Source organism: Stenotrophomonas sp. MYb238 (assembly GCF_009496535.1).
Classification (GTDB): Bacteria; Pseudomonadota; Gammaproteobacteria; order Xanthomonadales; family Xanthomonadaceae; genus Stenotrophomonas.
Genome location: NZ_WIDL01000036.1, coordinates 1 through 26,579, shown reverse-complemented (window position 1 = coordinate 26,579; position 26,579 = coordinate 1). Strand labels below are relative to the sequence as shown.

The 26,579-nt window shown below is 70.5% G+C and carries 22 protein-coding genes and 1 pseudogene; 11 read left to right on the top strand and 12 right to left on the bottom strand.

Going from position 1 to position 26,579, the window contains the following annotated elements; translation table 11 throughout:
• Positions 1–53 precede the first annotated feature (53 nt).
• From CQ393_RS17285 to xerD, 6 genes are all read right to left on the bottom strand, one after another.
• A complete protein-coding gene (locus tag CQ393_RS17285) occupies positions 54–887 on the bottom strand; it encodes a glycosyltransferase family 2 protein (protein ID WP_194269706.1) in 834 nt (277 codons plus the stop codon).
• Positions 884–1,744 carry a glycosyltransferase gene (locus tag CQ393_RS17280; RefSeq protein ID WP_153193450.1) on the bottom strand — a complete coding sequence of 287 codons (861 nt, stop codon included), beginning with the start codon at positions 1,742–1,744 and terminating at the stop codon, positions 884–886. Before CQ393_RS17280 ends, CQ393_RS17285 begins: the two co-directional genes overlap by 4 nt.
• Before the next feature lie 281 nt (positions 1,745–2,025).
• A complete protein-coding gene (gene purL / locus CQ393_RS17275; RefSeq protein ID WP_153193448.1) occupies positions 2,026–5,907 on the bottom strand; it encodes a phosphoribosylformylglycinamidine synthase in 3,882 nt (1,293 codons plus the stop codon).
• A gap of 105 nt (positions 5,908–6,012) precedes the next feature.
• Entirely contained in the window at positions 6,013–6,474 is a 462-nt protein-coding gene (locus tag CQ393_RS17270) for a hypothetical protein (RefSeq protein ID WP_153193446.1), read from the bottom strand.
• Positions 6,475–6,539: 65 nt separating this feature from the next.
• Positions 6,540–7,319, bottom strand: a complete 780-nt coding sequence (locus CQ393_RS17265) for a DsbC family protein (protein ID WP_153193444.1) — start codon at positions 7,317–7,319, stop codon at positions 6,540–6,542.
• Positions 7,320–8,120: 801 nt separating this feature from the next.
• Positions 8,121–9,131: a site-specific tyrosine recombinase XerD gene (xerD, locus tag CQ393_RS17260; RefSeq protein WP_153193443.1), complete on the bottom strand. Its 1,011-nt coding sequence runs from the start codon at positions 9,129–9,131 to the stop codon at positions 8,121–8,123.
• Positions 9,132–9,202: 71 nt separating this feature from the next.
• Between xerD and CQ393_RS17255 the strand changes: the two genes are divergently transcribed.
• Entirely contained in the window at positions 9,203–9,673 is a 471-nt protein-coding gene (locus tag CQ393_RS17255) for an RDD family protein (RefSeq protein WP_153193441.1), read from the top strand.
• Between the two features lie 307 nt (positions 9,674–9,980).
• On the opposite strand, the gene lptG is transcribed toward CQ393_RS17255, so the two are convergent.
• Both lptG and lptF read right to left on the bottom strand, forming a co-directional pair.
• The gene (gene lptG / locus CQ393_RS17250) at positions 9,981–11,087 is read right to left on the bottom strand and encodes an LPS export ABC transporter permease LptG (RefSeq protein WP_153193439.1); all 1,107 of its coding nucleotides are present in this window, start codon (positions 11,085–11,087) and stop codon (positions 9,981–9,983) included.
• Complete coding sequence (gene lptF / locus CQ393_RS17245; protein ID WP_153193437.1) at positions 11,084–12,166, bottom strand: LPS export ABC transporter permease LptF; 1,083 nt, start codon at positions 12,164–12,166, stop codon at positions 11,084–11,086. Before lptF ends, lptG begins: the two co-directional genes overlap by 4 nt.
• A 105-nt stretch (positions 12,167–12,271) precedes the next feature.
• Here lptF and CQ393_RS17240 point away from each other — a divergent pair, with 105 nt between their 5' ends.
• The 5 genes from CQ393_RS17240 to CQ393_RS17220 all read left to right on the top strand — a co-directional run bounded on the left by CQ393_RS17240 (position 12,272) and on the right by CQ393_RS17220 (position 18,282).
• Complete coding sequence (locus CQ393_RS17240) at positions 12,272–13,744, top strand: leucyl aminopeptidase (RefSeq protein WP_153193435.1); 1,473 nt, start codon at positions 12,272–12,274, stop codon at positions 13,742–13,744.
• Positions 13,745–13,856: 112 nt separating this feature from the next.
• The gene (locus tag CQ393_RS17235) at positions 13,857–14,279 is read left to right on the top strand and encodes a DNA polymerase III subunit chi (protein WP_343200027.1); all 423 of its coding nucleotides are present in this window, start codon (positions 13,857–13,859) and stop codon (positions 14,277–14,279) included.
• 11 nt (positions 14,280–14,290) lie between these two features.
• The gene (locus tag CQ393_RS17230; RefSeq protein WP_153193431.1) at positions 14,291–14,491 is read left to right on the top strand and encodes a YqaE/Pmp3 family membrane protein; all 201 of its coding nucleotides are present in this window, start codon (positions 14,291–14,293) and stop codon (positions 14,489–14,491) included.
• 34 nt (positions 14,492–14,525) lie between these two features.
• The gene (locus CQ393_RS17225; RefSeq protein ID WP_153193429.1) at positions 14,526–17,369 is read left to right on the top strand and encodes a valine--tRNA ligase; all 2,844 of its coding nucleotides are present in this window, start codon (positions 14,526–14,528) and stop codon (positions 17,367–17,369) included.
• An 88-nt stretch (positions 17,370–17,457) separates the two neighbouring features.
• Positions 17,458–18,282 carry an EamA family transporter gene (locus tag CQ393_RS17220; RefSeq protein ID WP_153193427.1) on the top strand — a complete coding sequence of 275 codons (825 nt, stop codon included), beginning with the start codon at positions 17,458–17,460 and terminating at the stop codon, positions 18,280–18,282.
• A gap of 9 nt (positions 18,283–18,291) precedes the next feature.
• Here the strand turns inward: CQ393_RS17220 and rimI are convergent, their stop codons facing one another.
• From rimI to pssA, 3 genes are read right to left on the bottom strand one after another with little or no spacing between them, the layout of a single operon-like run.
• Entirely contained in the window at positions 18,292–18,789 is a 498-nt protein-coding gene (gene rimI, locus CQ393_RS17215) for a ribosomal protein S18-alanine N-acetyltransferase (protein ID WP_153193425.1), read from the bottom strand.
• On the bottom strand, positions 18,786–19,181 hold the full coding sequence (locus CQ393_RS17210; RefSeq protein ID WP_153193452.1) for an alanine acetyltransferase: 396 nt from the start codon (positions 19,179–19,181) through the stop codon (positions 18,786–18,788). The genes rimI and CQ393_RS17210 overlap by 4 nt, the downstream gene beginning before the upstream one ends.
• A gap of 56 nt (positions 19,182–19,237) precedes the next feature.
• Entirely contained in the window at positions 19,238–20,017 is a 780-nt protein-coding gene (gene pssA / locus CQ393_RS17205; protein WP_153193423.1) for a CDP-diacylglycerol--serine O-phosphatidyltransferase, read from the bottom strand.
• 82 nt (positions 20,018–20,099) lie between these two features.
• On the opposite strand from pssA, the gene CQ393_RS17200 reads away from it, so the two are divergent.
• The 3 genes and pseudogenes from CQ393_RS17200 to CQ393_RS17190 all read left to right on the top strand — a co-directional run.
• Entirely contained in the window at positions 20,100–20,483 is a 384-nt protein-coding gene (locus tag CQ393_RS17200; protein WP_153193421.1) for a DUF4124 domain-containing protein, read from the top strand.
• A gap of 75 nt (positions 20,484–20,558) precedes the next feature.
• Positions 20,559–22,253, top strand: coding sequence for a proline--tRNA ligase (locus CQ393_RS17195; protein WP_153193419.1), 1,695 nt, complete (start codon positions 20,559–20,561; stop codon positions 22,251–22,253).
• Between the two features lie 156 nt (positions 22,254–22,409).
• Positions 22,410–22,778 (top strand): annotated as a pseudogene (locus CQ393_RS17190) (H-NS histone family protein); the annotation flags it as partial.
• Positions 22,779–22,963: 185 nt separating this feature from the next.
• Here the strand turns inward: CQ393_RS17190 and CQ393_RS17185 are convergent.
• Positions 22,964–24,223: a threonine/serine exporter family protein gene (locus CQ393_RS17185; RefSeq protein ID WP_153193415.1), complete on the bottom strand. Its 1,260-nt coding sequence runs from the start codon at positions 24,221–24,223 to the stop codon at positions 22,964–22,966.
• A gap of 319 nt (positions 24,224–24,542) precedes the next feature.
• Here CQ393_RS17185 and CQ393_RS17180 point away from each other — a divergent pair, with 319 nt between their 5' ends.
• Both CQ393_RS17180 and CQ393_RS17175 read left to right on the top strand, forming a co-directional pair.
• Positions 24,543–25,655 (top strand): ABC transporter permease, encoded by a 1,113-nt coding sequence (locus CQ393_RS17180; RefSeq protein ID WP_153193413.1) that lies wholly within the window; start codon positions 24,543–24,545, stop codon positions 25,653–25,655.
• Positions 25,656–25,667: 12 nt separating this feature from the next.
• A complete protein-coding gene (locus CQ393_RS17175) occupies positions 25,668–26,489 on the top strand; it encodes an ABC transporter ATP-binding protein (RefSeq protein ID WP_153193411.1) in 822 nt (273 codons plus the stop codon).
• Positions 26,490–26,579 lie beyond the last annotated feature (90 nt).

Sequence of the window (26,579 nt, the reverse complement as noted above, 5' to 3'; positions counted from 1 at the left end):
CCCCGCCCCTTCGCCCCGCCCCGCACGGCACGGCACGGCACGGGCGGACGATCTCAGCGCAGCAGCAGCCTGGGCACCTGCGCGGCTGCGTGCGCCCAGATCGCGCACCACACCGCCGCGCGCACCGGCAGGCTGCGCCGCGGCGCCTCGAACTTGCGGAAATAGCGCCACAGCCCGCGGTGCTTGTGCCATTCGACGAAGAACGGCCGCGCGCGGCTGGAGACCCCGCGCACGTGCAGCACCGCCAGCGCATTGGCGATGGCTACGGTGGCCCCGGCCTCGCGCGCGCGGCGGCACAGATCCAGGTCCTCGGCGTGCAGCCGGTAGCCCGCGTCCCAGCCGCCGATGCGGTCGAACAGCGCGCGCGGCAGCAGCAGCAGCGCGCCGGACAGCGCCGGCACCGGCTGCAGCGGCTGCGCCGGATCGGCCGCCAGCGCCAGCCGCGCGCCGGCCGCCGGATTGCGCAGCATCGCGGCGAAATCGGGATCGCGCCGGCGCACCGCCGCATCGGGCCGGCCCTGCTCGTCCACCTGCTCCACGCCGAGCAGGCAGTCGCCCAGCGGCAGGCCGAGGTCGCGCAGGCGCGCCAGCGTATCGGTTTCGACCATCAGATCCGGATTGACGAAGGCCAGCCACGGCGCGTCGCTGTCGCGCGCGCCCTGGTTGCAGGCGGCGGCGAAACCGGGGTTGTCGGGATTGGCGATGAAACGCACGCGCGCGTCGGCCAGGGCATGGCGCTGCACGATGCCGAGCGAACCGTCGCCGGAGGCGTTGTCCACCACGCGGATCTGCGCCACGTCGCGCGCGCCGCGCAGCCGCTGCAGGCACTCGTCCAGCGTCGCCGCGCTCTGGTAGCTGACGACGACGACGGCGATCGATGCGCTCACGGCTGCGTCTCCGCCGGTGCGTCTTCGCCGCCGAACAGGTCGGGCTGCAGCGCCGGCAGGTCCGCCTGCTCGTACGCCTGCAGCAGTTGCCGGCGATGGGCGTGCAGCGGATCGTCCATCAGGAACCCGGCCAGCCGCGCGGTCCAGGTGGGCCAGCGGTTGGCCAGCACTTCCATGTCGCCGTCGGCGGGGCGGCCCTCGTCGCGGCGGCCGACGAAGGCGTTGTCGCACAGCACGTTGCGCCAGCCCAGCCCGCTCATGCGCAGGCTCAGGTCTACCAGCGCCGCGTACCACGAGGCGCAGCTCTGGGTATCCAGCCCGCCGGCGCGGCGCCGCGCACTGCCGCGTATCAGCACCGCATGGGTAACGGCCGAGGGCAGTTCGGGATGCAGCAGCGGCATCGCCGCGCAGGCGCGCGCCAGCCGCGCGGCGTCGGCCGGCAGGGGATTCAGTTCGCCCGCGCGTGGCCAGGCCACGGTCTCACCGGCGTTGCTCCACGGCGTGGCGGTGGCGATGGAGGCATCGCGCGCGAGGCAGTCGCACAGCTGCTGCAACCAGCCCGGCAGCGGCAAGGCGTCGGGCGCCAGCACCGCCACGTCGGCGTCGCCGCAGGCCTGCAGCATCTGTTCCAGGTGCGTCGACTGCCCGATGGCGCGCGGGCGCCGGGTGTATTCGGCCTGCAGCGCGGTGTGCGCCAGCCAGTGCTCGATCACCGCCTGCACGCGCGGCCCGCCCTGCGCGTCGTCGGCCAGCCAGACCGGCGTGCCGGCGGGCGTGGCCGCTTCCAGTGCCGCCAGGCAGGCATCGAGCGCCGCATCGTCCACGCCCACCGGCAACAGGATCACCGGCAGGGTCATGCAGCGATCCCGGCATGGGGTGGAACGGATGGTGCGGAAGTGGTCACGACCGGCGATTCCCTGGTACCGACGCACCGGACTCTAGCAGCCGCCCGGAACGGCGCGCACCCGTAGGAGCGGCTTCAGCCGCGATGGGGCTTTCAAGCAGATGCCGTCTTCAACGCCTGCGCGGCACTGCGGCGAATGCAGCGGGACAATCCCCCTTCGCGGCTGAAGCCGCTCCTACGGGGGCCTAAGCCGGGCTTGCGGCGTTGCGCAGGCCCGGCGATGGCGCGGCCGGATCAGCCGCACCACACCCGCGCGTTGCGGAACATGCGCAGCCACGGCGAGTCCTCGCCCCAGCCCTTCGGCGCCCAGCTCAGGTTGACCGTGCGCGGGGTGCGCTCCGGGTGCGGCATCAGGATGGTGACGCGGCCGTCCACTGTGGTCAGGCCGGTGATGCCGTCCGGCGAGCCGTTCGGGTTCAGCGGGTACTGCATGGCCACCTTGCCGTCGCCATCGACGTAGCGCAGCGCGACGTTGGCCGCGGCCTGGTCCACCGCGCCGTCGAACTCGGCCCGGCCCTCGCCGTGCGCCACGGCCACCGGCAGGCGCGAGCCGGCCATGCCGCGCAGCAGGATCGACGGCGACTGCACCACCTCCAGCAACGCGGTGCGGGCCTCGAACTGCTCGCTGCGGTTGCGCAGGAACGTCGGCCAGTGCTCCGCACCGGGAATGATGGCCTTGAGCTGGCTCATCATCTGGCAGCCGTTGCACACGCCCAGGGCGAAGGTGTCCGGACGCGCGAAGAACGCGGCGAACTGCTCGCGCAGCGCCGGGCGTTCGAGGATGGACGTGGCCCAGCCGCGGCCCGCGCCCAGCACGTCGCCGTAGCTGAAGCCGCCGCAGGCGGCCAGGCCGCGGAAGTCCGCCAGTTGCACGCGGCCTTCGATCAGATCGCTCATGTGCACGTCAAAGGCGTCGAAACCGGCGCGCTCGAAGATGTTGGCCATCTCGATCTGGCCGTTGACGCCCTGCTCGCGCAGGATCGCCACCTTCGGCCGCGCGCCGGTGGCGACGAACGGCGCGGCGACATCCTCGGCCGCGTCGAACGCCAGTTTCGGCTTCAGCCCCGGCGCGTTGAAGTTGCGCGCCACCGCGCGTTCCTGGTCGGCCGCTTCCGGGTTGTCGCGCAGTTTCTGCATGGCGTGGGTCACCGACCACCAGGCGTCGAACAGCGCTTCCCAGCGCCATTCGGCCAGGCTCTGCCCGCCCAGCTGCACGCGCACCACCGGCGCGGTGGTCGGGCGCGCGATGCGCTGCGCACATTCGGTCAGCGCATGGCGTTCGACCAGGTCGGCGAACGCGGCGCGGTCCTCGCGGGCGATCTGCACCACCGCGCCGAGCTCCTCGTTGAACAGGCTGCGGAACGGATCGTCGCCCCAGGCGTCGAGCACGATGTCCAGGCCCAGGCGCGAGGCGAAGGACATCTCGCACAGCGCGGCGAAGGCGCCGCCGTCGCTGCGGTCGTGGTAAGCCAGCAGCAGGCCGGCCTCGCGCGCGTCGCGGATCAGCTCGAAGAAGCCGCGCAGGCGCTGCGGATCGTCCAGGTCGGGCACTTCGCCGGCGAAGGCCGGCAGCGCGCTGTGGTCGGCCTGGGTCTGCGCCAGGATCGAACCGCCCAGACGCTGCTTGCCCGCGCCCAGCCCGATCAGCCAAAGCTCGCTCTCGGTGTCGCGGTCCAGCAGCGGGGTCAGCTGCCGGCGCGCATCGGCCACCGGCGCGAACGCCGAGATCACCAGCGACACCGGCGACACCGACTTCTCGGCCTTGCCATCGGCCTGCCACTGCGCCTGCATCGACAGCGAGTCCTTGCCCACCGGGATGCTGATGTCCAGCTGCGGGCACAGTTCCATGCCCACCGCCCTGACCGCGTCGTACAGCAGCGCGTCCTCGCCATCGTGGCCGCAGGCGGCCATCCAGTTGGCCGACAGTTTGACCGTATCCAGCGACAGCACCGGCGCGGCGCATAGGTTGGTGATCGCTTCGCCCACCGCCATGCGCGCCGAGGCGGCGGCATCGAGCAGGGCCAGGGGCGTGCGCTCGCCCAGCGACATCGCTTCGCCGGCATGGGTATCGAACCCGGCCAGGGTGATGGCGACGTCGGCCATCGGCAGCTGCCACGGGCCGATCATCTGCTCGCGCGCGGTCAGGCCGCCGACGCTGCGGTCGCCGATGGTGACCAGGAAATTCTTGGCCGCCACGGTCGGGTGCGCGAGCACGCGCAGGCCGGCGTCGTGCAGGTCGATGCCCGCGGTCTTCAGCTGCGGCCAGCGCGGCGCGGCCGGATGCACGGTGTCGCGGTGCATCTTCGGCGCCTTGCCGAACAGCACGTCCATCGGCAGATCAATCGGTGCATCGGCCGGGATGTTGCCCGGGGTCGCGCCGTAGGCCACCACCAGCCGTTCCTCGGCGGTGGCGACGCCGACCGCGGCGAACGGGCAGCGCTCGCGCGCGCAGATGGCGGTGAACTCGGCCAGGCGCCCGGCCGGGATGCCCAGCACGTAGCGTTCCTGCGATTCGTTGCACCACAGTTCCAGCGGCGACAGCGAGGGATCGTCGGTCGGCACCTTGCCCAGGTCGATCACGCCGCCGACGTCGGAGTCGTGCAGCAGTTCCGGGATGGCGTTGGACAGGCCGCCGGCGCCGACGTCGTGGAAGAACTTGATCGGGTTGTCGGCGCCCATCGCCACGCAGCGGTCGATCACTTCCTGGCAGCGGCGCTCCATTTCCGGGTTGTCGCGCTGCACGCTGGCGAAGTCGAGGTCCTCGGCGCTCTCGCCCGAGGCCACCGACGAGGCGGCGCCGCCGCCCAGGCCGATCAGCATCGCCGGGCCGCCGAGCACGATGACGACGTCGCCATCCTGCAGTTTCAGCTTGTCCACCTGCACGCGGTCGATCGCGCCCAGGCCGCCGGCCAGCATGATCGGCTTGTCGTAGGCGCGGGTGATGCCGTCTTCCGGCAGCTCGAAGCTGCGGAAGTAGCCCAGCAGGTTCGGGCGGCCGAACTCGTTATTGAACGCGGCGCCGCCGAGCGGGCCGTCGAGCATGATGTCCAGCGCCGGCGCCATGCGCGGGTTGAGCGCGCGCGGCGCCTCCCACGGCTGCGGCAGGGTCGGGATGCGCAGGTGCGAGACCGAGAAGCCGGTCAGGCCGGCCTTGGGCTTGCCGCCGCGGCCGGTCGCGCCCTCGTCGCGGATCTCGCCGCCGGCGCCGGTCGAGGCGCCCGGGAACGGCGCGATCGCGGTCGGGTGGTTGTGCGTTTCCACCTTGATCTGGAAGGCGCTGGGCACCACCGCTTCGCTGCGGTACCGGCCGCTGGCCGGGTCCGGGCGGTAACGCGCGGCCGGCTCGCCCTCGATCACCGCGGCGTTGTCGCTGTAGGCGCTCAACGTGTGCTGCGGAGTCTGCTGGTGGGTGTTCTTGATCATGCGGAACAGCGAGCGGTCCTGCTCCCGTCCGTCGATGGTCCAGCTGGCGTTGAAGATCTTGTGGCGGCAGTGCTCGGAATTGGCCTGCGCGAACATCATCAGCTCGACGTCGGACGGATCGCGGCCCAGCTCGGCGTAGCGCTGGCGCAGGTAGGCGATCTCGTCGTCGGCCAGGGCCAGGCCCAGGCGCCGGTTGGCCCCTTCCAGGTCGGCCAGGGCGATGCGCTCCAGCGGCTTGCGCGCCGGACTGTCGAACAGCGCCTGCGCTTGGCCGATGTCGGCCAGCAGCGACTGCGTCATCGGGTCGTGCAGCAGCCGGGCGACGGCGGCCTGCTGCGCGGGATCGGACGGCCAGCCGCCCAGGTCGATGCGGGTGCCGCGCTCGACGCGCTGGATCGGCAGCCCGGCGCCGCGCACCAGCTCGGTGGCCTTGCTCGACCATGGCGACAGCGTGCCCAGCCGCGGCACCACGTAGCGCGTGACCGTGCCGGCGGCAGCTTCGGCCAGTTGCCGCTGGCCCTGCAGGATGCGGCCCAGGGTGGCCTGGTCGACCGCGGCGGCATCGTCCGCCCGGGTGAAGTAGACGTGCCAGGCACCGGTGATGCGCAGATCGGCGGCGATGGACTGCAGGCGGGATTCAAGACGTTCGCGGCGGAACGGCGAAAGGGCGGCTGCGCCCTCGAGGACGATCATGTCCGGGAGACCATGGTGGGAATCGGGCCCGCCATTGTACCGGAGCCGGCTTCCGGCCGTGCCCGCCGCCGCTGGGCACGGCCCGTCCCCGAAGTCGGCGACGGCCTATTCTTCGGGCGCCGGCCTGACCTCGCGGCCGATGCGACGCCACCGCGCCCCGTTCCAGACCAGGTAATCGACGATGTCCGGGTGGCGGTACCCCTCGGTATGGGTGACCACCAGCAACCGGCTGTCGCGCCGGTAGTCGAAGCGGACGTTGTTCAACGCCTGGCCGGGGTAGACCTTGCCGGTGAGGCGGTCGATCAGCGCGTACTGGCGGCAACCGCTGCCGCAGCCGACCAGGAACAGGGTGTAGCGGTCGGCGAAGTTGGGCGGTTCCGGGGCCTCGCCGTCGACCTGCAGGTACTGCACCATCTTCCAGCCGATATCCGCGCGCGGCATCTTCGCCGGCACCGGCTGGTCGATGCGGCTGAGCGGGACGCGATGGGCCTCGAACGTGGGCGGCGCCGATGCGCAGCCGGCGTGGAGCAGCGGCGCGAGCAGCGCCGCGCGCCTGGGGACCGACATCCACCACGCGGCGGGCGGACGGCGGCGGGGCGCCGGCGGCATCGCCCTGCCCCGGGGCCGACGGATCAGGGGCTGCCGGCGGTGCCGGACATGCGCTCCAGCGCGGCCTTGAGCTGCGCCGGCGGCAGGTAGCCGCCCAGTTGGGTGCCGTCGGCGGCGAAGATCGCCGGGGTGCCGCTGATACCCAGCTGCTGGCCGACGTTGTATTGCATCGCCACCGGGTTGGTGCAGTTCTTCGCCTCCACCGGGCGGTCGGACTTGGCCGCGGTCAGCGCCGCCTTGCGGTCGCTGGCGCACCACACCGAGATCATGTCCGTGTGGTCCTTGCTGCCCAGGCCCATGCGCGGGAACGCCAGGTACTCCACGGCGATGCCCTGGCGGTTCAGCTCGGCGATGTCCTGGTGCAGCTTGCGGCAGTAACCGCACTCGATGTCGGTGAACACGCTGACGGTGTACTTGGCGTTCGGCGGCGCGAACACGATACGGTCCGAATGCGGCAGCGTCGCCAGCAGCTTGCGGCGGTAGGCCAGCAGGCCTTCGCTGGTGGCCAGGGCGCGCTTGTTGATGTCGTAGGGCTGGGCCTGCATCAGGTAGCGGCCGTCGTCGGAGACGTACAGCACCTGCCCGGACACCACCACCTCGCGGAACCCGGCGAACGGCGCGGCGCCGATGTAGTCGGGGCTGAAATTCGGGTCCAGCTGCCGCAGCGCATCGCGCACCCGCTTGTCGACCGCACCCTCGCCCGCGGCCGGAGTGGCGGCGGCGGCCGTTTCGGGCGCCTTCTGCTGCGCGCAGGCGGTCAGGCTGATCGCGCCCAGCAGCGCGGCGATGGCGATTCGGAGCATGGGGGTTCCAGGGAATTGAGAGGTGGAAAACCGGGCGATTCTCGCATACCCGTGGGTCGGGGGCGTTCAGGGGGTGGTTGGGTTGGCGTCATTCACCTTAGTGCCGGTGAAGGAGCGTGACGCTGCTGCGCGACACGGCGAGTGACTGTGCGGTTTCTGCGGGCTTGATGGCCCGCTGTAGAGCGGGCCGGGGCGTCACCACGGCCAATGCTGCCGGGGCGCTGCGCGGTGCCGGGTGTTCGCAGTCGCTGAGAGCATCTCAGGAGGCGGCTGGGTACGGGTGCGCGGCGGCGCGGCAACATTGCTGGCGCCCAGTTTTCAGCTTGGCGCGGCCGGGGCGTTGGGCAGGCCGCACGGCAGTGCCGCGGGTTCGCTGCTGCCGTCCCTGGCGGGACTTCACTGGCTTTCGGATACCCCTGCCCGGCTTGCCGGCCCGGCGCAGTGCGCCGGGCGCTCTTCCGGCATGCGAGGCGGTGCCTCGCACAAACATGCCGGATTCGCCCATGGCCGGGCGTTCGCGATGCAGCGGGTTCGCTGCTGCCGTCCCTGGCGGGACTTCACTGCCCCCGGATACTCCGGCCCGGCTTGCCGGCCCGGTGCAGTGCGCCGGGCGCTCTTCCGGCATGCGAGGCGGTGCCTCGCACAAACATGCCGGATTCGCCCATGGCTGGGCGTTCGCGATGCGGCGGGTTCGCTGCTGCCGTCCTTGGCGGGACTTCACTGGCTCCGGATACTCCGGCCCGGCCATCCATGGCCGGGCGTTCGGCAAACCGCGCGGCAGTGCCGCGCAAGCGGTTTGCCTCACCCCCTCGGATGATGCCTGCTGTGCAGCTTCTGCAGATGCTCGCGGGCGACCAGGGTGTAGATCTGGGTGGTGGACAGGGAGCTGTGGCCGAGCAGCATCTGCAGCGCGCGCAGGTCGGCGCCGTGGTTGAGCAGATGGGTGGCGAAGCTGTGGCGCAGGCCGTGCGGGCTGATCCGCGCCGGGTCGATGCCGGCCGCCGCGGCGCAGGCCTTCACCAACGCCCAGAACTGCTGGCGGGTCAGCGGCTTCTGCACGCGGGTCAGGAACAGCGGCACCTCGCCGCCGGCGGTGGCCTGCACCGGCCGGCCGGCCGCCAGCTGCGGCCGCGCATCGGCCAGATAGCGCTCCAGCCAGTGCCGCGACTCCTCGCCCAGCGGCACCAGCCGCTCCTTGCTGCCCTTGCCGGTCACGCGCAGCACGCCCTGGTGCAGGTTGACGGCATTGGCGGGCAGGTCGACCAGCTCGCTGACGCGCAGTCCGGCGGCGTACATCAGTTCCAGCATCGCGCGGTCGCGCAGTCCCTCTGCCGTGGCGACGTCAGGGGCGCCCAGCAGGGCCTCGATCTGGCTCTCGGCCAAGGCCTTGGGCAGCGGTCGCGGCAGCTTGGGCGGTTCCAGCAAGGCGGACGGATCGTCGGCGCGTTCGCCGCGGCGCAGGCAATGGGCGAAGAACGCGCGCAACGCCGACAGCAGCCGCGCGTTGCTGCGCGGCGACCAGCCGTGGCGGGTGCGCCAGGCCAGGTAGTCGAACAGGCCGGAGCGGTCGACGCCGGCCAGCAGGCTCCCCTGCGCGGAGGTGCGGGCCGGCGCCTGGCCGGCGCGCCAGTTCGCGAAGCGCGCCAGGCCCTCCAGGTCCCTGCGGTAGCTGTCCAGCGACGCCCGCGCCAGTCCCTGCTCGGCCCAGACCGCGTCGAGGAAACGCTGGATGCGGCGGCCGTCCTCATCGCGCAATGGCGGCAGCTGCATCGCCAGCTGGCGGCGTTCGGCGGCGGTGGAAAGCGATGTCATCGCGCGCAGCATAGGCATTGCCGGCGCCGCTGCCCATCCACATCGCGCACGCCAGCCCGTATGCTCGCGCGATGAACGCAGACACCGCATCCCCGCCCCGCCCTTCGCCGCTGCTGCTGCGCCGGCTGCTGGCGCTGTTCTACGACCTGTGGCCGGTGCTGGCGCTGTGCATGCTCACCGCCGTGCCGTTCACCCTGCTCGACGTGGCCGCGAGCGGCGGCAATACGCACCACAACATCGCGCCGTACAGCCCGCTGCAATGGTTGCTGTGGCTGTGCTGCTGGACCGTGGCCGGGGTGTACGCCACGCTCAGCTGGAAGCGCGGCGGGCAGACGCTGGGCATGCGCCCGTGGCGGCTGTACGTGCGCGGCGTCGACGGCGCGCCGTCGCTGGGCATGCTGTGGAAGCGCTACGCGGTCGGCACCCTGTCGCTGCTGTGCGGCGGGCTGGGATTCTGGTGGGCGCTGTTCGACCGGGATCGGCTTACGTGGCATGACCGCTTGAGCAATACGCGGCTCGTGCGCATACCCAGGCAGGAATAGCTCGATACGTCGTCGCACTGGCGCGCGGCGGCGCGGCGGGCAAACCGGTTCATCCGGTTTCCCGGAGCGCGGCACGACCGCTTGAGCAATACGCGGCTTGTGCGCATACCCAGGCAGGAATAGCGTGGCGCCGGCGCGTGGCAGGACCGCACGTCGGTACGCGGTCGGCGATGCGCGCAGCGCGGCAGGGAAAGCGGGTTGTTCCCTGTAGGAGCGACTTCAGTCGCGACCGGGTGTTGCCGGCCAAGCCCCGTTCGCGACTGAAGTCGCTCCTACGAAGAGCGTGTTCTGTACCTGCACCGACGGCTCAGCTGGAACGGCGTTTGAACAGCCAGCCGGACACGGCCAGCATCACGATCGGCGGCAGCGCGTAGGCGATGCGGTAGTCGAACTTGAGCGCGCCGGCCATGCGCCCGAAGAACATCTGCAGCAGCAGGAAGCCCAGCGCGAACAGCATGCCCAGGAACAGGCGCTTGCCCATGCCGCCGCTGCGCAGCGAGCCGAAGGCGAACGGCACCGCGGCCAGGCACAGCGCCAGCACGTTCAGGGGATAGAACCAGCGGCTCCAGTAGGTGTCCTCGTAGTCGCGCGCGTCCAGGCCATTGCGCTTGCGGTACTCGATGCTGGTGCGCAGCTCGGCGGCGGTCAGGCTGCGCGGCTTGGCCAGGCCGGAGGCCAGCGCCGCCGCGTCCAGGGCCGAGTCCCAGCGCTCGCTGGCGATGGTCTGGCGGGTGGCCGAACGCTCGCCGAAGGTGTCGCGCCGCACCTGCTCCAGCGTCCACCCCTGCGCGTCATGGCGGGCGGTGACCGCGTGGGTCAGGCTCGCCAGGCGGCCGTCGGCGTCCAGCCGGTAGAGGCGCACGTCGTGCAGCAGCAGGCGCGTGCCGCCATCGCCGGTGAGCTGCTCCTCGCCGCTCTGCGCGTTGAGGAAGGTGTCGCCCTCGCGCGCCCACAGGCCGGAATAGCGCGCCACGGCCATGTCGGTGTTGAACTTGGCGCTGGCCTTCAGCGCATCGGCCTTCTCCTGCGCCCAGGGCGCCAGGGTCTCGCCATTGACCACCATCATCGCGGTCATCAGCGACAGCGCGATGGCCACCGACAGGGCGATGCGCCGGCGCGACAGGCCGACCGCGCGCAGCGCGGTCAGTTCCGAGGTCGCGGCCAGCTGGCCCAGCCCCATCAGCGCGCCGATCACCGCGGCCATCGGGAACAGCGTGTAGGCGCGGCGCGGCAGGGTGTAGGCGGTCCAGGCGACGGCATGGCCGAAGGTATAGCTGCCGGTGCCGATGTTCTTGGCCTCGCCGGACATCGACAGGATCGCGTCCAGCCCGGTCAGCACCGCCCAGGTCAGCAGCACCGTGACCAGCACGGTGCGACCGACGTAGAAATCGTGGATGCGTGGGCGCAGCATCATGCGCGCGCTCCCTTGCGGCGCGACAGCCGGCCGTCGCGCATGTACATCCACACCGCCAGCGCCAGCAGCGGCACGGTCAGCCACCACATGCCCAGCGCCGCCGGCAGCTTGCCGGTGGCCAGCCATTGCCGGCCGCTGATCATCAGACTGATGCCCACGACATAGCCCAGGAAGGACAGCATGATGCTGCCGTAGCGCTGCTGCCGCGGCGTGCTGCGCGACAGCGGCAGCGCCAGCAGGGCGAAGGCCAGCGCCAGCAGCGGCGGGGTGATGCGCCAGTGCAGCTGCGCCTGGGCCTCGCGCCGGTCGTCGCCGAACAGGCGCAGGGTCGGCAGCACCTCGGGGTCGTCCTGCCCGCGCGGCTCGTCGCGGTCGGGCAGCGCCACCTCGTTGCTGGCGTAGCGCATCAGGCGGTAGTCCAGCGCGCCGTTCTCCGGGCCCTCGACGCGATGGCCGTCCTCCAGGCGCAGGAAGCGCTGGCGCTCGCCCTCGAAGAACATCGCGCCGCTGTTGGCCGAGACCACGTCGATGCGCCCGTCCTTCTGCCGCTGGATGAACACCTTGCCCATCCTGGCGCCGTCCTCGCTCAGCGAGGACAGGTAGACGATGCCGCCGCCGGACAGCTGGGTGAACCTGCCCGGCTCCAGCCCGGCCACCACCACGCTGCGGCTGGCCGCCTCGACCATGGCGTCGGCAGTGCGGTTGGCCCACGGGCCCAGCCACAGCGAGCAGGCCCCGACCAGCGCCACCACCGGCACCACCAGCATCAGGATCGGGCGCAGCAGGCGCCGCGGGCCGACGCCGACGGCGGTCAGCGCCGCCATCTCCGAATCCCGGTAGAGCCGGGCGATGGCCAGCGACAGGCCGAGCAGCAGGGCCAGCGGCAGGATGATGGGCAGATAGACGATGAACTGCAGGCCCAGCTGCGAGAGCAGCAGCCCGGCGGGCATGCGGCCGTCGGCGATGCGCCCCAGGATGTCCACCAGCACGCCGCCCACGCTCACCACCAGCAGCACGGTCAGGGTCGCCAGAAAGCTCTGGATGAAGTCGCTCAGCAGGTAGCGGTCAAGCTTCGCCATGGGGTGGGTGGTTTAAACTCCCGGTTTCGTTCGCGGCGCGCCCGGCCGGTCTGGAGGGGTGGAAACAGTCCGCGATTGTACGGATTTGGCCATGGAATCTGATCAATGTCTCTGCAATTCACCCTGAACCACGCCGCCCCGGCCTCCGCAGCGGTCGACTGCGTCATCGTCGGTGCCTTCTCCGACAAGTCGCTGTCCCCCGCGGCGCAGGCGCTGGACGCCGCGTCCGGCGGCCGCCTTGCGGCGCTGGTGGAGCGCGGCGATGTCGGCGGCAAGACCGGCAACACCACCGTGCTGCACGACCTGCCCGGCGTGACCGCGCCGCGCGTGCTGGTGGTCGGCCTGGGCGATGCGGCCAAGTTCGGCGTGCCGCAGTACATCAAGGCCGTGGGCGACGCCGCGCGCGCGCTGCGCAGCGGCATCACCCGCAGCGCGCTGTTCACCCTGTCCGGGCTGGAAGTGAAGGGCCGCGACGCCGCCTGGAACATCCGCCAGGCCGTGATCGCCGCCAACCACGCCTGCTACCGCTATACCGCCACCCTGGGCAAGAAGAAGCCCGACGCCCCGGGCCTGGAGACGCTGGCGATCAGCGGCAGCGACGAAACCGCCCTGCTGCAGGGCCAGGCCATCGCCGCCGGCGTCGAATACGCCCGCGAGCTGGGCAACCTGCCGCCGAACCTGTGCACCCCGGCCTACCTGGCCGAAACCTCGGTCAAGTTCGCCAGCGAGCATGAGGGCGCTTCGGCCGAGATCCTCGACGAGCAGCAGATGGAAGCGCTGGGCATGGGCTCGCTGCTGGCCGTGGCCCGCGGCTCGGCCAACCGGCCGAAGCTGGTGGTGCTGAAATGGAACAACGGCGGCGACGCCAGGCCCTACGTGCTGGTCGGCAAGGGCATCACCTTCGATACCGGCGGCGTCAACCTGAAGACCCAGGGCGGCATCGAGGAGATGAAGTACGACATGTGCGGCGGCGCCAACGTCATCGGCACCTTCGTCGCCGCGGTGAAGGCGAAGCTGCCGCTGAACCTCGTCGTCGTCGTGCCGGCGGTGGAGAACGCCATCGACGGCAACGCCTACCGCCCGTCCGACGTCATCACCTCGATGTCGGGCAAGACCATCGAGGTCGGCAACACCGACGCCGAGGGCCGCCTGATCCTGTGCGACGCGCTGACCTTTGCTGCGCGCTTCGAGCCAGCCGCGCTGGTCGACGTCGCCACCCTGACCGGCGCCTGCATGGTCGCCCTGGGCCACCAGACCGCCGGCCTGATGAGCAAGCACGACGACCTGGCCAACGAGCTGCTGGCCGCCGGCGAGCAGGTGTTCGACCGCGCCTGGCGTTTGCCGCTGTGGGACGAGTACCAGCCGATGCTGGATTCCAGCTTCGCCGACGTCTACAACATCGGCGGCCGCTGGGCCGGCGCCATCACCGCCGGCTGCTTCCTGTCGCGCTTCGCCGAAGGCCAGCGCTGGGCGCACCTGGACATCGCCGGCGTGGCCAGCGACGAAGGCAAGCGCGGCATGGCCACCGGCCGTCCGGTGGGCCTGCTGACGCAGTGGCTGCTGGATCGGGTGGCTTGAAGCAGGGAATGGGGAACGGGGAGCGGGGAATGAAAGTTTCCCGCGCCGGTTCCCCGCCCCAGCCCTTGCACTTCCACTCCCTTTTCCCCGTTCCCGGTTCCCCGCCTTGACCATCCGCGCCGACTTTTACCTGATCGCCAAGCCCCGCTTCCTCACCGAGCCGTTGAAGCTGGTGTGCGAGCTGGCGCGCAAGGCCAACGACACCAGCCAGTACACGCTGGTGCTGGCGCGCGACGCGGCGCAGGCCGAGGAGCTGGACGAGCTGCTGTGGTCGTTCGATCCGGACGCCTACATCCCGCACCAGATCGTCGGCGAGGACGTGGACGAGGAAGAGGCCATCGTGCTGATCGCCGCGCCCGGCGCCGACGCGCCGGAACGGCCGCTGGTGATCAACCTGCGCGACGAACCTTACCTGGGCGGTTGCGAGCGGGTGCTGGAAGTGGTGCCGGCCGACCCGGCCGCGCGTGAACCGCTGCGCGAGCGCTGGCGCCAGTACAAGGCCGCCGGCTACGCGCTCAACAAGCACGACATGTAAGGAGACCACCCATGCGCCTGCTTATCGCCCTGCTCCTGCCGTGGCTGGCCTTCTTCACCATCGGCCGGCCGATCTCCGGCATCGTCTGCCTGCTCCTGCAGATCACCCTGCTCGGCTGGGTTCCGGCCGCGATCTGGGCCGCCTACGCGGTCAGCCAGTACCACACCGACCAGAAGATCAGGCGCGCGCTGAAAACCGGCGCGTTCCGCTGATCCCCTCCCCACGCCTTCCACCCGGTTTCCCCGCATGACCCAACTCGCCTCCAGCTACGACCCGAAATCCTTCGAAACCGCGCTCTACGACGCGTGGGAAAAGGCCGGGCACTTCAAGCCGTCCGGCAAGGGCGAGCCGTACACCATCCTGCTGCCGCCGCCGAACGTCACCGGCACCCTGCACATGGGCCATGCGTTCCAGCAGACGCTGATGGACGCGCTGATCCGCTACCACCGCATGCGCGGCTACGACACGCTATGGCAGGTGGGCACCGACCACGCCGGCATCGCCACCGAGATGGTGGTCAGCCGCAATCTGGCGCTGGAAGGCAAGGGTCAGACCCGCGACTCGCTGGGGCGCGAGGGCTTCATCGACAAGGTGTGGGAGTGGAAGGCGCACTCGGGCAACGTGATCGAAGGGCAGATGCGCCGCCTCGGCACCTCCGCCGACTGGTCGCGCAGCACCTTCACCATGGACCCGGGCCCGAGCGAGGCGGTGATCGAGTCGTTCGTGCGCTGGCACGAGCAGGGCCTGATCTACCGCGGCCAGCGCCTGGTCAACTGGGACCCGGTGCTGAAGACCGCCATCTCCGACCTGGAAGTGGAAAGCGTCGAGGAAGACGGCTTCCTGTGGTCGATCGCCTATGCGCTGGAAGACGGCGCCAGCTACGAACACGTCGAGTTCGACGCCGACGGCAACGAGACCCTGCGCGAAACCCGCGGCTACCTGGTCGTGGCCACCACGCGCCCGGAAACCCTGCTCGGCGACACCGCCGTCATGGTGCACCCGGAGGACGCGCGTTACGCCCACCTGATCGGCAAGCGCGTGACCCTGCCGCTGACCGGCCGCAGCGTGCCGGTGATCGCCGACGACTACGTCGACAAGACGTTCGGCACCGGCGTGGTCAAGGTCACGCCCGCGCACGACTTCAACGACTACCAGGTCGGCGTGCGCCACGGCCTGCCGATGATCAACCTGTTCACCCCGGTGGCCGCGCTCAACGAGAACGCGCCGGAGAAGTACCGCGGGCTGGACCGCTACGAAGCGCGCAAGGTGATCCTGGCCGAACTGGAGGAACTGGGCATCCTGGTCGAGACCCGGGCGCACAAGCTGCAGGTGCCGCGCGGCGACCGTACCGGCCAGGTGATCGAGCCGTACCTGACCGACCAGTGGTTCGTGAAGATGGACGGGCTGGCCAGGCGCGGCCTCGAACTCGTGGAGAACGGTTCGATCAGGTTCGTGCCCGGCAACTGGATCAACACCTACCGCCACTGGATGGAAAACATCCAGGACTGGTGCATCAGCCGCCAGCTGTGGTGGGGCCACCGCATCCCGGCGTGGTTCGACGAAGCGGGCAACTGCTACGTGGGCCGCGACGAGGCCGATGCCCGCGCCAAGGCCGGGCTGGGCGCCGACGTGGCGCTCACCCAGGACAGCGACGTGCTGGAGACCTGGTTCTCCTCGCAGCTGTGGCCGTTCTCCACGCTCGGCTGGCCGGACGAAACCGCCATGGCGCAGCGCGGCTTCGACCGCTACCTGCCGTCGAACGTGCTGGTCACCGGCTTCGACATCATCTTCTTCTGGGTGGCGCGCATGATCATGGCCACCGACAGCTTCACCGGGCAGATCCCGTTCAAGGACGTGTACATCACCGGCCTGATCCGCGACGCGCAGGGCCAGAAGATGTCCAAGTCCAAGGGCAACGTGCTCGACCCGCTGGACATCATCGACGGCATCAGCATCGACGACCTGGTCGCCAAGCGCACCCACGGCCTGATGCAGCCGAAGATGGCCGAGAAGATCGAAAAGGCCACCCGCAAGGAATTCCCGGACGGCATCATCGCCCACGGTGCCGACGCGCTGCGCTTCACCATCGCCGCGCTGGCCACCCATGGCCGCGACATCAAGTTCGACATGGGCCGCGCCGAGGGCTACAAGAACTTCTGCAACAAGCTGTGGAACGCCAGCCGTTTCACCCTGATGAACACCGAAGGCTGGGAACGGGGAACCGGGAACGGGGAAGCGGCCAGGCCGGCACCGGTCACCGACGCGGAGAAGTGGATTCTTTCGCGGCTGGCCAAGGTCTGCGGCGAGGCGCAGCAGCATTTCGCCGACTACCGCTTCGACCTGCTGGCGCAGTGCCTGTACGAGTTCGTCTGGAACGAGTTCTGCGACTGGTTCCTGGAACTGACCAAGCCCGCGCTCAACGGCGACAACGCCGGGGACGCGGCCAGCCCCCGCCACACCCTGCTGTACGTGCTCGAGGCGGTGCTGCGCCTGCTGCACCCGCTGATCCCGTTCGTCACCGAACAGCTGTGGCAGCAGGTGGCGCCGCGCCTGGGCATCGCCGCCGACACGCTGTCGCTGCGCGCGTACCCGACGGCGGAAGAATTCGCCGGCGACTACGCGCAGGCCGAGGCCGACGTGGAGTGGTTCAAGACCATGGTCAGCGCGCTGCGCCGTGTGCGCAGCGAACTGAACGTGCCGCCGTCCAGGCAGGTGCGCCTGCTGCTGCAGGCCGGCCAGGATGCCGACCGTACGCGTGTCGAACGCTTCGCCTCGCAGCTGCGTTTCCTGCTCAAGCTGGAAAGCATCGACTGGCTGGCCGCCGACGCGCAGACCCCGCCGGCCGCGGCCGCCATCGTCGGCGAGCTGAAGCTGCTGGTGCCGCTGGAAGGCCTGGTCGACCTGGATGCCGAACGCGCGCGCCTGGACAAGGAAATCGCCCGCGTGTCGGCGGAGAGGGAAAAGAGCGAAACCAAGCTGTCGAAGTTCACCGACAAGGTGCCGGCGGCGGTGGTCGAGCAGGAGCGCGTGCGTCTGGCCGACTGGAACAGCCAGCTGTCCGGCCTGCAGGAGCAGCGCGCCAAGCTGTAAGCCGCGTCTGCGGTGACGGAAACGCCGCCTGCGGGCGGCGTTTCCGTTTGCGGCTATCCTGCGCGCTCCACCGCAACGCGGGCACGCGATGTCGCTGGCGATCTTCTGCGCGGTGCTGTGCGCCGCCTTCCTGCATGCCGGCTGGAACGCCATCGTCAAGCGCGGCGGCGACACGCTGCTGACCACGATCCTGGTCACCGGCTGGGCCGCCGTCCTGTCCGCGCTGGCGCTGCCGTGGCTGCCGCCCCCGGCGCCAGCGAGCTGGCCGTGGCTGGCGGCATCGACCGTACTGCAGGCCGGCTACTACGTCCTGGTCGCGCGCGCCTACCAGGCCGCCGACATGAGCCTGTCCTATCCGCTGATGCGCGGCTGCGCGCCGTTGCTGGTGGCGCTGGCCGGCAGCCTGGCGTTCGGCGAGCGCCTGCCGGCGGGCGGCTGGCTGGGCATCGCCGTGGTCAGCACCGGCATCGTGGGCATGGCCGGCGGCGGCAGCCGCCGTCACCTGCGGTTGCCGCTGTCCATCGCCGCGTTGATCGCCACCTACACCCTGGTCGACGCGCGGGGCGCGCGCCTGTCCGGCAACGCGGCCAGCTATACGCTGTGGCTGTTCCTGCTGTCCGGCCTGCCGTTGCCGCTGTGGGCGCTGGCCACCGGCCGCGACCGGCTGTGCCGCCATCTGCGCGACAACTGGGGACGTGGGCTGCTGGGCGGCTTCGGCACCACCGCGTCCTACGGCATCGCGCTGTGGGCGATGACCCGGGCGCCGGTGGCGATCATCGCCGCGCTGCGCGAGACATCGATCCTGTTCGCGCTGCTGATCTCGGCCTTCGTGCTGAAGGAGCGCATCGACCGCAGGCGCGTGCTCGCCGCCGGGCTCATCGTGGCCGGCGTGTTCCTGCTGCGGCTGGGTTGAGCGGACCGCCTACAGCGGCGGCATGCGCACGATGTCCTCGTCCACCAGTTCCATCGCCATCACCAGCGCATCCTCGCGCCCGGTCGCGGCCGGGTAGTAGCGCGGGCGGCGGCCGATCTCGTTGAAGCCCTCGCTGTGGTACAGCGCGATGGCGGCCGTGTTGGACGGGCGCACTTCCAGGAACACCCGCACCGCGCCATGCTGGCGCGCCGCCCGCACCAGCTCGCGCAGCAGGCGCCGGCCGAGTCCGCGCGACTGGCGCCGCGGATCGACGCATACATTGAGCACGTGCGCCTCGTCGGCGGCGATGCTCAACAGGCCGTAGCCGAGCAGGCCGTCTTCGGTGGCCAGCACGCGGCCCGGATAACCGGCGCGCAGGCAGTCCTGGAAAATGCCGCGGGTCCACGGGAACGGATAGGCGCGCAGCTCGATCTCCATCACCGCGTCCAGGTCGCCTTCGTGCATCGGGCGCAGCAGCGGTGCCGGCATCGCCGCCACCGCGTTCATTGCCGCTGCTTCCGCCGCAGCGCGCGCAGTTGCGGCCACAGCGCGCGCTTGGCCGCCGGGTTGGCGCGCAGTTCGGCCAGCGGCCAGCTGTCCATCAGCGCGCGGGTCTGCGGGTCGTTGGGATTGCAGCCGGACGCACGCAGCAGCGCGATCTGCAGGCGGTCGGGCATGCGCAGCCCGCCGCCACGGCGTGCCGGGCGGGCTTCCGGCGCGGTGGCCGGCGCCTCGGGCGGCGTACGCACGGGCGCCTCGCGGCGCGGCGGCGGGGCCGCGCGCGGTGCAACAGGCGCAGGCGCGGGCGCGGCATCCATCGCGGCCGGCGCGGTCGTGCGCTCCGCCTGCGGCAGCGGCGCATCCAGCGCGCCGCCTTCCAGGTAGACCGCATAGCCCATCGCCTGCAGCCAGGCCTGCTGCTGGGCGGACCACGGCGAAGCGGGCGCGGCTGCGTTCACTGCACCTTGCTTGCCGGCTGGCGCCAGCGCTGCCACACCCACATCGCCGGGCCGGACAGGGCGTACAGCACGCCAACCACGAACAGGGTGCGCGGCAGGTCCACCACCATGATGGCGATGACGATCGGCACCAGCGCCAGCACCATGAACGGCACGCGCTCCGAGCGCGGGCCCTTCTCGCCACCGCCCTTGAAGCTCCAGAAACGGATGCGGCTGACCATCAGCAGGCCGGCAACAATGGACACCGCCAGCGCCACGTAGCGCAGTTCCTCGCCGCTCCAGCCCAGCCCGCCGTCGGCGAAGGCCCAGACGAAGGACATCATCAGCCCGGCGGCGGCGGGACTGGCCAGGCCCACGAACCAGCGCTTGTCCACCGTTCCCACCTGGGTGTTGAAGCGCGCCAGCCGCAGCGCCGCGCAGGCCGCGTACAGGAAGGCCGCCAGCCAGCCGACGCGGCCCATCACGTCGCCATCGAACTTCAGCGAGGACAGCGACCAGTGGTACATCACCAGCGCCGGCGCCATGCCGAAGCTGACCAGGTCGGCCAGCGAGTCGTACTGCACGCCGAACTCGCTGCTGGTGCCGGTCAGGCGCGCCACGCGCCCGTCCAGCCCGTCCATGACCCCGGCCACGAACACCGCGATGCTGGCGTTGACGAAATCGCCGTTGGACGCGGCGATGATGGCGTAGAAGCCGGCGAACAGCCCGGCGGTGGTGAACAGGTTCGGCAGCAGGTAGATGCTGCGCGAACGCGGCGGAGGTCTCGTTTCGTCCATGCGGCCAGTTTAATCGACTTGCCAGCCGCGTCACCGGGTGCTGCAATCGACCCTTCACCCCGTCCACGCGACCGGAGACGCCATGCGCGCCCTGCCCCGCCTCTGCTGCCTGCTGGTACTGGCCAGCGCCGCCCATGGCGCCCTTGCCGGCAGCGGCAACCTGTACAAGTGGAAGGACGCCAACGGCGTGACCCAGTATTCGGAACGGCCGCCGGCCGGGCAGACCTACGAGACCCGCCGCATCACCACCGCCGGCACGCCGGTGGCCGCGGCCGAACCGGGCAAGGCCGACGAGGCGCCCGAATGCACCGCGGCGCGGCGCAACCTGGACCTGCTGCAGGGCACCGGCCCGGTGATGCAGGACACCGACGGCGACGGCAAGCCGGACACGCGGCTGGACGATACCCAGCGCAGCGCGCAGAAACAGCTCGCCGAGGCCGCGGCGGCGGTCTACTGCAAGAAGTAGCGCGGCGCGCGCCGGCCCTTGCGGCGCCTGGGCTTCTGGCAGAATAGGCGGTCCGCCGTTCCGTGAAGCCTCCCCATGCGCCTTTCCCGCTTCCACCTGCACACCACCAAGGAAACCCCCGCCGACGCCGAGCTGGTCAGCCACAAGCTGATGCTGCGCGCGGGCATGATCCGCAAGCTGGCCTCGGGCCTGTACACCTGGTCGCCGCTGGGCCTGCGCGTGCTGCGCAAGGTGGAAGGCATCGTGCGCGAGGAAATGAACCGCGCCGGCGCGGTGGAGCTGCAGCTGCCGACCATCCAGCCGCGCGAGCTGTGGGAAGAGACCGGGCGCTGGGAGAAGTTCGGCGGCCAGCTGCTGAAGATCAAGGACCGCAAGGAGCAGGAATACTGCTACAGCCCCACCGCCGAGGAAGCGATCACCGACTTCGCGCGCCAGGAGCTGTCCAGCTACAAGCAGCTGCCGGTCAATTTCTACCAGGTGCAGACCAAGTTCCGCGACGAGATCCGTCCGCGCTTCGGGGTGATGCGCGCGCGCGAGTTCCTGATGAAGGACGCCTATTCCTTCCATCTGGACGAGGCCAGCCTGGTGGCCGAATACGAGAACATGAAGGCCGCCTACACCCGCATCTTCACCCGCCTGGGGCTGGAGTTCCGCGCGGTGCAGGCCGATTCCGGCGCGATCGGCGGCGACGCCTCGCAGGAATTCCACGTGATCGCCGATTCGGGCGAGGACGCGCTGGTGTTCTCCACCGGCTCGGACTACGCCGCCAACGTCGAGGCCGCCATCGCCGCCGACCCGGCGCCGCGCGGCGCCGCGACCGAGGCACGGCGCAAGGTCGACACCCCCACGCAGAAGACCTGCGAGGACGTCGCCGCGCTGATGGGCATCGCCCTGGCGCGCACGGTCAAGTCGATCGCGGTGATGACCGCCGGCGACGAGTTCGTGCTGGCGCTGGTGCGCGGCGACCACGAGGTCAACGAGATCAAGCTGGCCAAGGTGGCGGGCCTGGCCGAGTACCGCATGGCCAGCGAGGCCGAGATCGCCGACTACCTGGGCAGCGAACCGGGCTTCCTCGGCCCGCTCGATCCGCGCAGGGCCATCCGTATCGTCGCCGACCGCGAGGTGGCGGCGATGGCCGATTTCGTCGTCGGCGCCAACGAGAAGGGCTTCCACATCGCCGGCGTGAACTGGGGCCGCGACCTGGCCGAGCCGGAAGTGGCCGACATCCGCAACGTGGTGGCCGGCGACCGCGCCCGCGACGGCGGCGAGCTGAAGATCGCCCGCGGCATCGAGGTGGGCCACGTGTTCCAGCTCGGCCGCAAGTACGCCGAGGCGCTCAAGGCCACGGTCCTGGACGAGAACGGCAAGGCCGCGGTGATGGCGATGGGCTGCTACGGCATCGGCGTATCGCGCATCGTCGCCGCGGCCATCGAACAGAACCACGACGAAGCCGGCATCGTCTGGCCGGTGGCGATGGCGCCGTGGCAGGCGGTGGTGTGCATGATCAATCCGAAGCAGGATGCGGCCGTCACCGCCGCCGCCGAGGCGCTGCTGGCCGACCTGCAGGCCGCCGGCGTCGATGCCGCGCTGGACGACCGCGGCCTGCGCCCGGGCGCGATGTTCGCCGACATGGAACTGATCGGCATCCCGCACCGCATCGTGGTCTCCGAACGCGGCCTGGCCGCGGGGACCTACGAATACCGGGCGCGCTCGGCCAGCGAGGCCGAGAGCCTGGACAAGGACGGCCTGCTGCGCAGGATCGCGGGATGAGAATCGGAAAGGCCGGGGCAAAACCCCCGGCCTTTTCTTATTGGAAACAGTATCCGGCGCACATTATCGTTTGCCGTTTCCGTAAAACAGCCGGTATGCTTTGCCGCGCTGCCACGGAATGGCGATACCCACCCCATTATCCGGAGTAGCTATTCGATGAGTATTGACCTGAGCGGCCTGTCGGCCAAAGAACTGGCCTCCCTGATCCGCGACGCGCAGAAGCGCAAGACCGTCGTGGCCAAGCGCCAACCCATCACCAAGGTCCGCACCCAGCTGGTCAAGGCCGCGCAGAAGGCCGGTTACACCATCGAGGAACTGTTCGGCGCCGGCGCCCCCAAGGCGACCCGCGCGCCGCGCGCCGCCAAGGCCCCGGCCAAGAGCGCGAACAAGGGCGTGAAGGTCGCGCCGAAGTACCGCGACCCGGCCAATGCCGCCAACACCTGGACCGGCCGCGGCAAGCAGCCGCGCTGGCTGGCCGAATACACCTCGGGCGGCCGCAAGGTCGAGGATTTCCTGATCCAGAAGTGATCGGGACGGGAATCATCCCGTGATCGAAACTGAAAACGCCGGCGCTTCGCCGGCGTTTCCATTTGCGGGGAAGGGGGAAGCGCAGGAACCCCTGGGCAGGAACCGAAGCCAGCAAAAGGGGCGGCGCAGCTGCGTGGCATGCCTTCGCTTTTACCGGCTTCTGGCTTTTACCGGTTCCTGCCTTACAGATTCTTCCGCGCCGGCACCAGCAGGTTGCCGAACAGCAGGCCGGCCACCAGCGCCATCACCACGTTGAGCACGGTCAGCAGCGCCGATTCGCCGGCGTTCACGTTCTGCTGCTGGATCAGGCTCAATACCCCGCGCAGGCTGATGCTGCCGGGCACCAGCATGATGATGCCAGGCAGGCGGATGATCGCGCCCGGCCGCTGCGCCAGCCGGCCGAACAGGTTGCCGGCGGCGGTCAGCATCATCGCCGCCAGGAATATCCCGGCCGGACCGCCCCACTGCTGCCCGCCATAACGGGAAATGGCATAACCGGCCAGCGAGGCGGCGATCACCCACGGATAATCCCGGCGCGAGGCGCGGAACAGCATCGCGAAAGCGAACGCGGCCAGCATCACCGAACCCCATTCCACCCATTCCGGCTGCGGGCGCGAGGCGCGCACCAGCGGTTCCAGGCCGATCAGGCTGGTGATGGTCACCGCGATCATCGCGCCCACCGTCAGCTTCATGATCGTGGTCAGCGCGCCGGCGAAACGCGCCGTGCCCGATACCCAGTGCTGGCTGGCCAGCTCGTTGACCGCGTTGGTCAGCGCCATGCCCGGCAGCAGCACCACCAGCGAGGCGATGATCACCGAGTTCTGGTTCAACGGGCCGATGAAGCTGGCCACCAGTACCGCGACGAAACCGGCCAGCAGCGCGGCCAGCGCGTCGCTGGCCTCGCGGGTGGCTACGCGCCGGTCGGTATAGAACAGCATCAGCCCGATCAGCAGGCCGGTGAAGCCGGCGGTGACGACGTCCAGCCACGGCAGGCGCCACATGCCGGCCACGCCCGCCGAGCCCAGGCAGAAGGACAGCAGCATCTGCGTGTTGTCGCGCCAGGTGGGCGACTTGTCGAGCTGGCGCAGCGCGGTATGGCCCTGGGCGATGCTCATCTGCCCGCCGGCCACCGCATCGGCGATCTGGTCGGCCAGCGTCAGCTTGTGAAGGTCGTTGCTGCCGGGGTCCAGGCGGATCACCCGGGTGATGTCGCTGGAGCCGATCGCCTGGGTCGGGTCGCTGAAACTGAGGATGATGCCGGTCGGGTTGGACCAGGGCTCGCAATCCAGGTCCAGCCGCTGCGACAGCGCGACCACCGCCGCCTCCAACCGCTGCGCCGTGGTGCCGTAGCTGTGCAGGCGGCCTGCGATCTCCGTGACGAAGGCCACGCGCTGCGCGTAGGTGGCGCGGTTGGAGAGGGGTGCGATGGTTTCGGCGGACATGCGCGCTAGTATCACCCGGAAGCAGGCCGCCACAGAACCAGTACGCGCGCGTCATAAGTTTCCCTTCCGGCGCGTCCGCCGACGGCGGCAGGGCCGCGCGGCGATGCCGCCCCGTACCCGCATCGCATCCTCCATCGCATCCTCGTAGCGCAGTCCTCCGCACGCGGTACGCCGGCGTGCGGGGGCACGTTGTTCAAAGGTCCGCGAAAGACGTCGGGAGCCCGGCCGGACCAGGCCGGGCGACTCCCGCGGCAGGATGTCGCCGCCCATCATGGGCGCGCGACGGACGACAAGGTATGCTCGCCGCCGGACGCTCCCCATGAAGAACGCCAAACCTCCCCACTGCACGATGGATCCGGGCACCGACGGCCAACTGAGGCTGTCGGGCAACTGGACGCTGTCCACCGCCCTGCAATCGAACGAGGTGCTGCGCGGCATCCAGTCGCCGGTGCGGGAGCTGGACGCGCGCGGCATCGACCAGCTCGATTCGGCCGGCGTGCTGCAGTTGCTCCGCTTCGCGCACGGCGCCGGGCTGGGCGACGACGCGCTGCACTTCCGCGACGAGCATCGGCCGCTGGTCTCCACCATCGACGAGGTCGCCGACGACCGCCCCAAGCCGCAGCGCGACTACGGCGTGGCCGCGGCGCTGGAACGGCTCGGCCGCTCGGTGCACGCCATCGGCGGCAACATCGTGGTGCTGATGGGTTTCTTCGGCGAGAACCTGACCAAGCTGGCGCGGCTGGCGCGGCAACCGCGGCGCCTGCGCCTGACCGCCACCGTGCACCAGATGGAAGAGGTGGGGCTGGATGCGGTGCCGCTGATCGCGCTGCTGTCCTACCTGGTGGGCGCGGTGATCGCCTTCCTCGGCTCGACCATCCTGCGCGACTTCGGCGCCGAGATCTACGTGGTCGAACTGGTCAACATCGCCTTCCTGCGCGAATTCGGCGTGCTGCTGACCGCCATCGTGCTGGCCGGCCGCACGGCCAGCGCCTTCACCGCGCAGATCGGCGCGATGAAGGCGCGCGAGGAGATCGACGCGATCCAGACCCTGGGCCTGGACCCGATCGACCTGCTGGTGCTGCCGCGGGTGCTGGCGCTGATGCTGATGCTGCCGCTGCTGACCTTCATCGCCATGGTCGCCGGCCTGGCCGGCGGCGTCACCGTGGGCGCGTTCGACCTGGGCATCCCGCCGCAGATGTACATCGCGCGCATGCACGAGACCATGGAGCTGCGCCATTTCCTGGTGGGCCTGTCCAAGGCGCCGGTATTCGCGCTGATCATCGCCCTGATCGGCTGCCTGGAAGGGCTGAAGGTGGAAGGCACCGCGCAGTCGGTGGGCGAGCGCACCACCTCCAGCGTGGTGCAGACGATCTCGCTGGTCATCATCCTCGACGCGCTGGCCGCGTTGTGGTTCATGCACATGGACTGGTAAGGGAGCGGCACGATGGCGATCCGCTCCAGGGACGACGACAGCGGCGACGAACTGGCCATCCGCGTGCGCGGGCTGGTCAACCGTTTCGGCAGCCAGACCGTGCACGAGGACCTGGACCTGGACGTGCGCCGCGGCGAGATCCTCGGCGTGGTCGGCGGCTCGGGCACCGGCAAGTCGGTGCTGATGCGCTCCATCCTCGGCCTGCGCACGCCCGACGCCGGGCAGATCGAGGTGCTGGGCGTGGGCGCGCGCTCGGAGGACCCGGCCGCGCGCCTGCACATCGAACGCAATACCGGCGTGCTGTTCCAGGACGGCGCGCTGTTCTCCTCGCTCACCGTCGGCGAGAACGTGCAGGTGCCGCTGAAGGAACACCATCCGGAACTGCCCGAGCGCTGGCACTACGAACTGGCGCTGCTGAAGGTCAAGCTCGCCGGCCTGCCGGCCGACGCCCTCAACAAGCTGCCCTCGCAGCTGTCCGGCGGCATGCGCAAGCGCGCCGGGCTGGCGCGGGCGCTGGCGCTGGACCCGCCGCTGCTGTTCCTGGACGAGCCCACCGCCGGACTGGACCCGATCGGCGCGGCCGCCTTCGACCGCCTGATCAAGACCCTGCAGGAGGCGCTGGGCCTGACCGTGTTCCTGATCACCCACGACCTGGACACGCTCTACGCCATCTGCGACCGGGTCGCGGTGCTGGCCGACCACAAGGTGGTCGCCACCGCGCCGCTGCCGGAAATCGAACGCCTCGACCACCCGTGGATCCGCGAATACTTCCACGGCCCCCGCGCCCGCGCCGCGCGTGGAAGCGGGGAACGGGAAGGCGGGAGGCGGGAATGAACCGTTTCCGTCGCTTCGCCTTCACCGCCCTGCTGCAGTCTCTACACCCGGACAAGCCGGGCGCGGCTGTCCACCGCCGCCCCCTGTTCC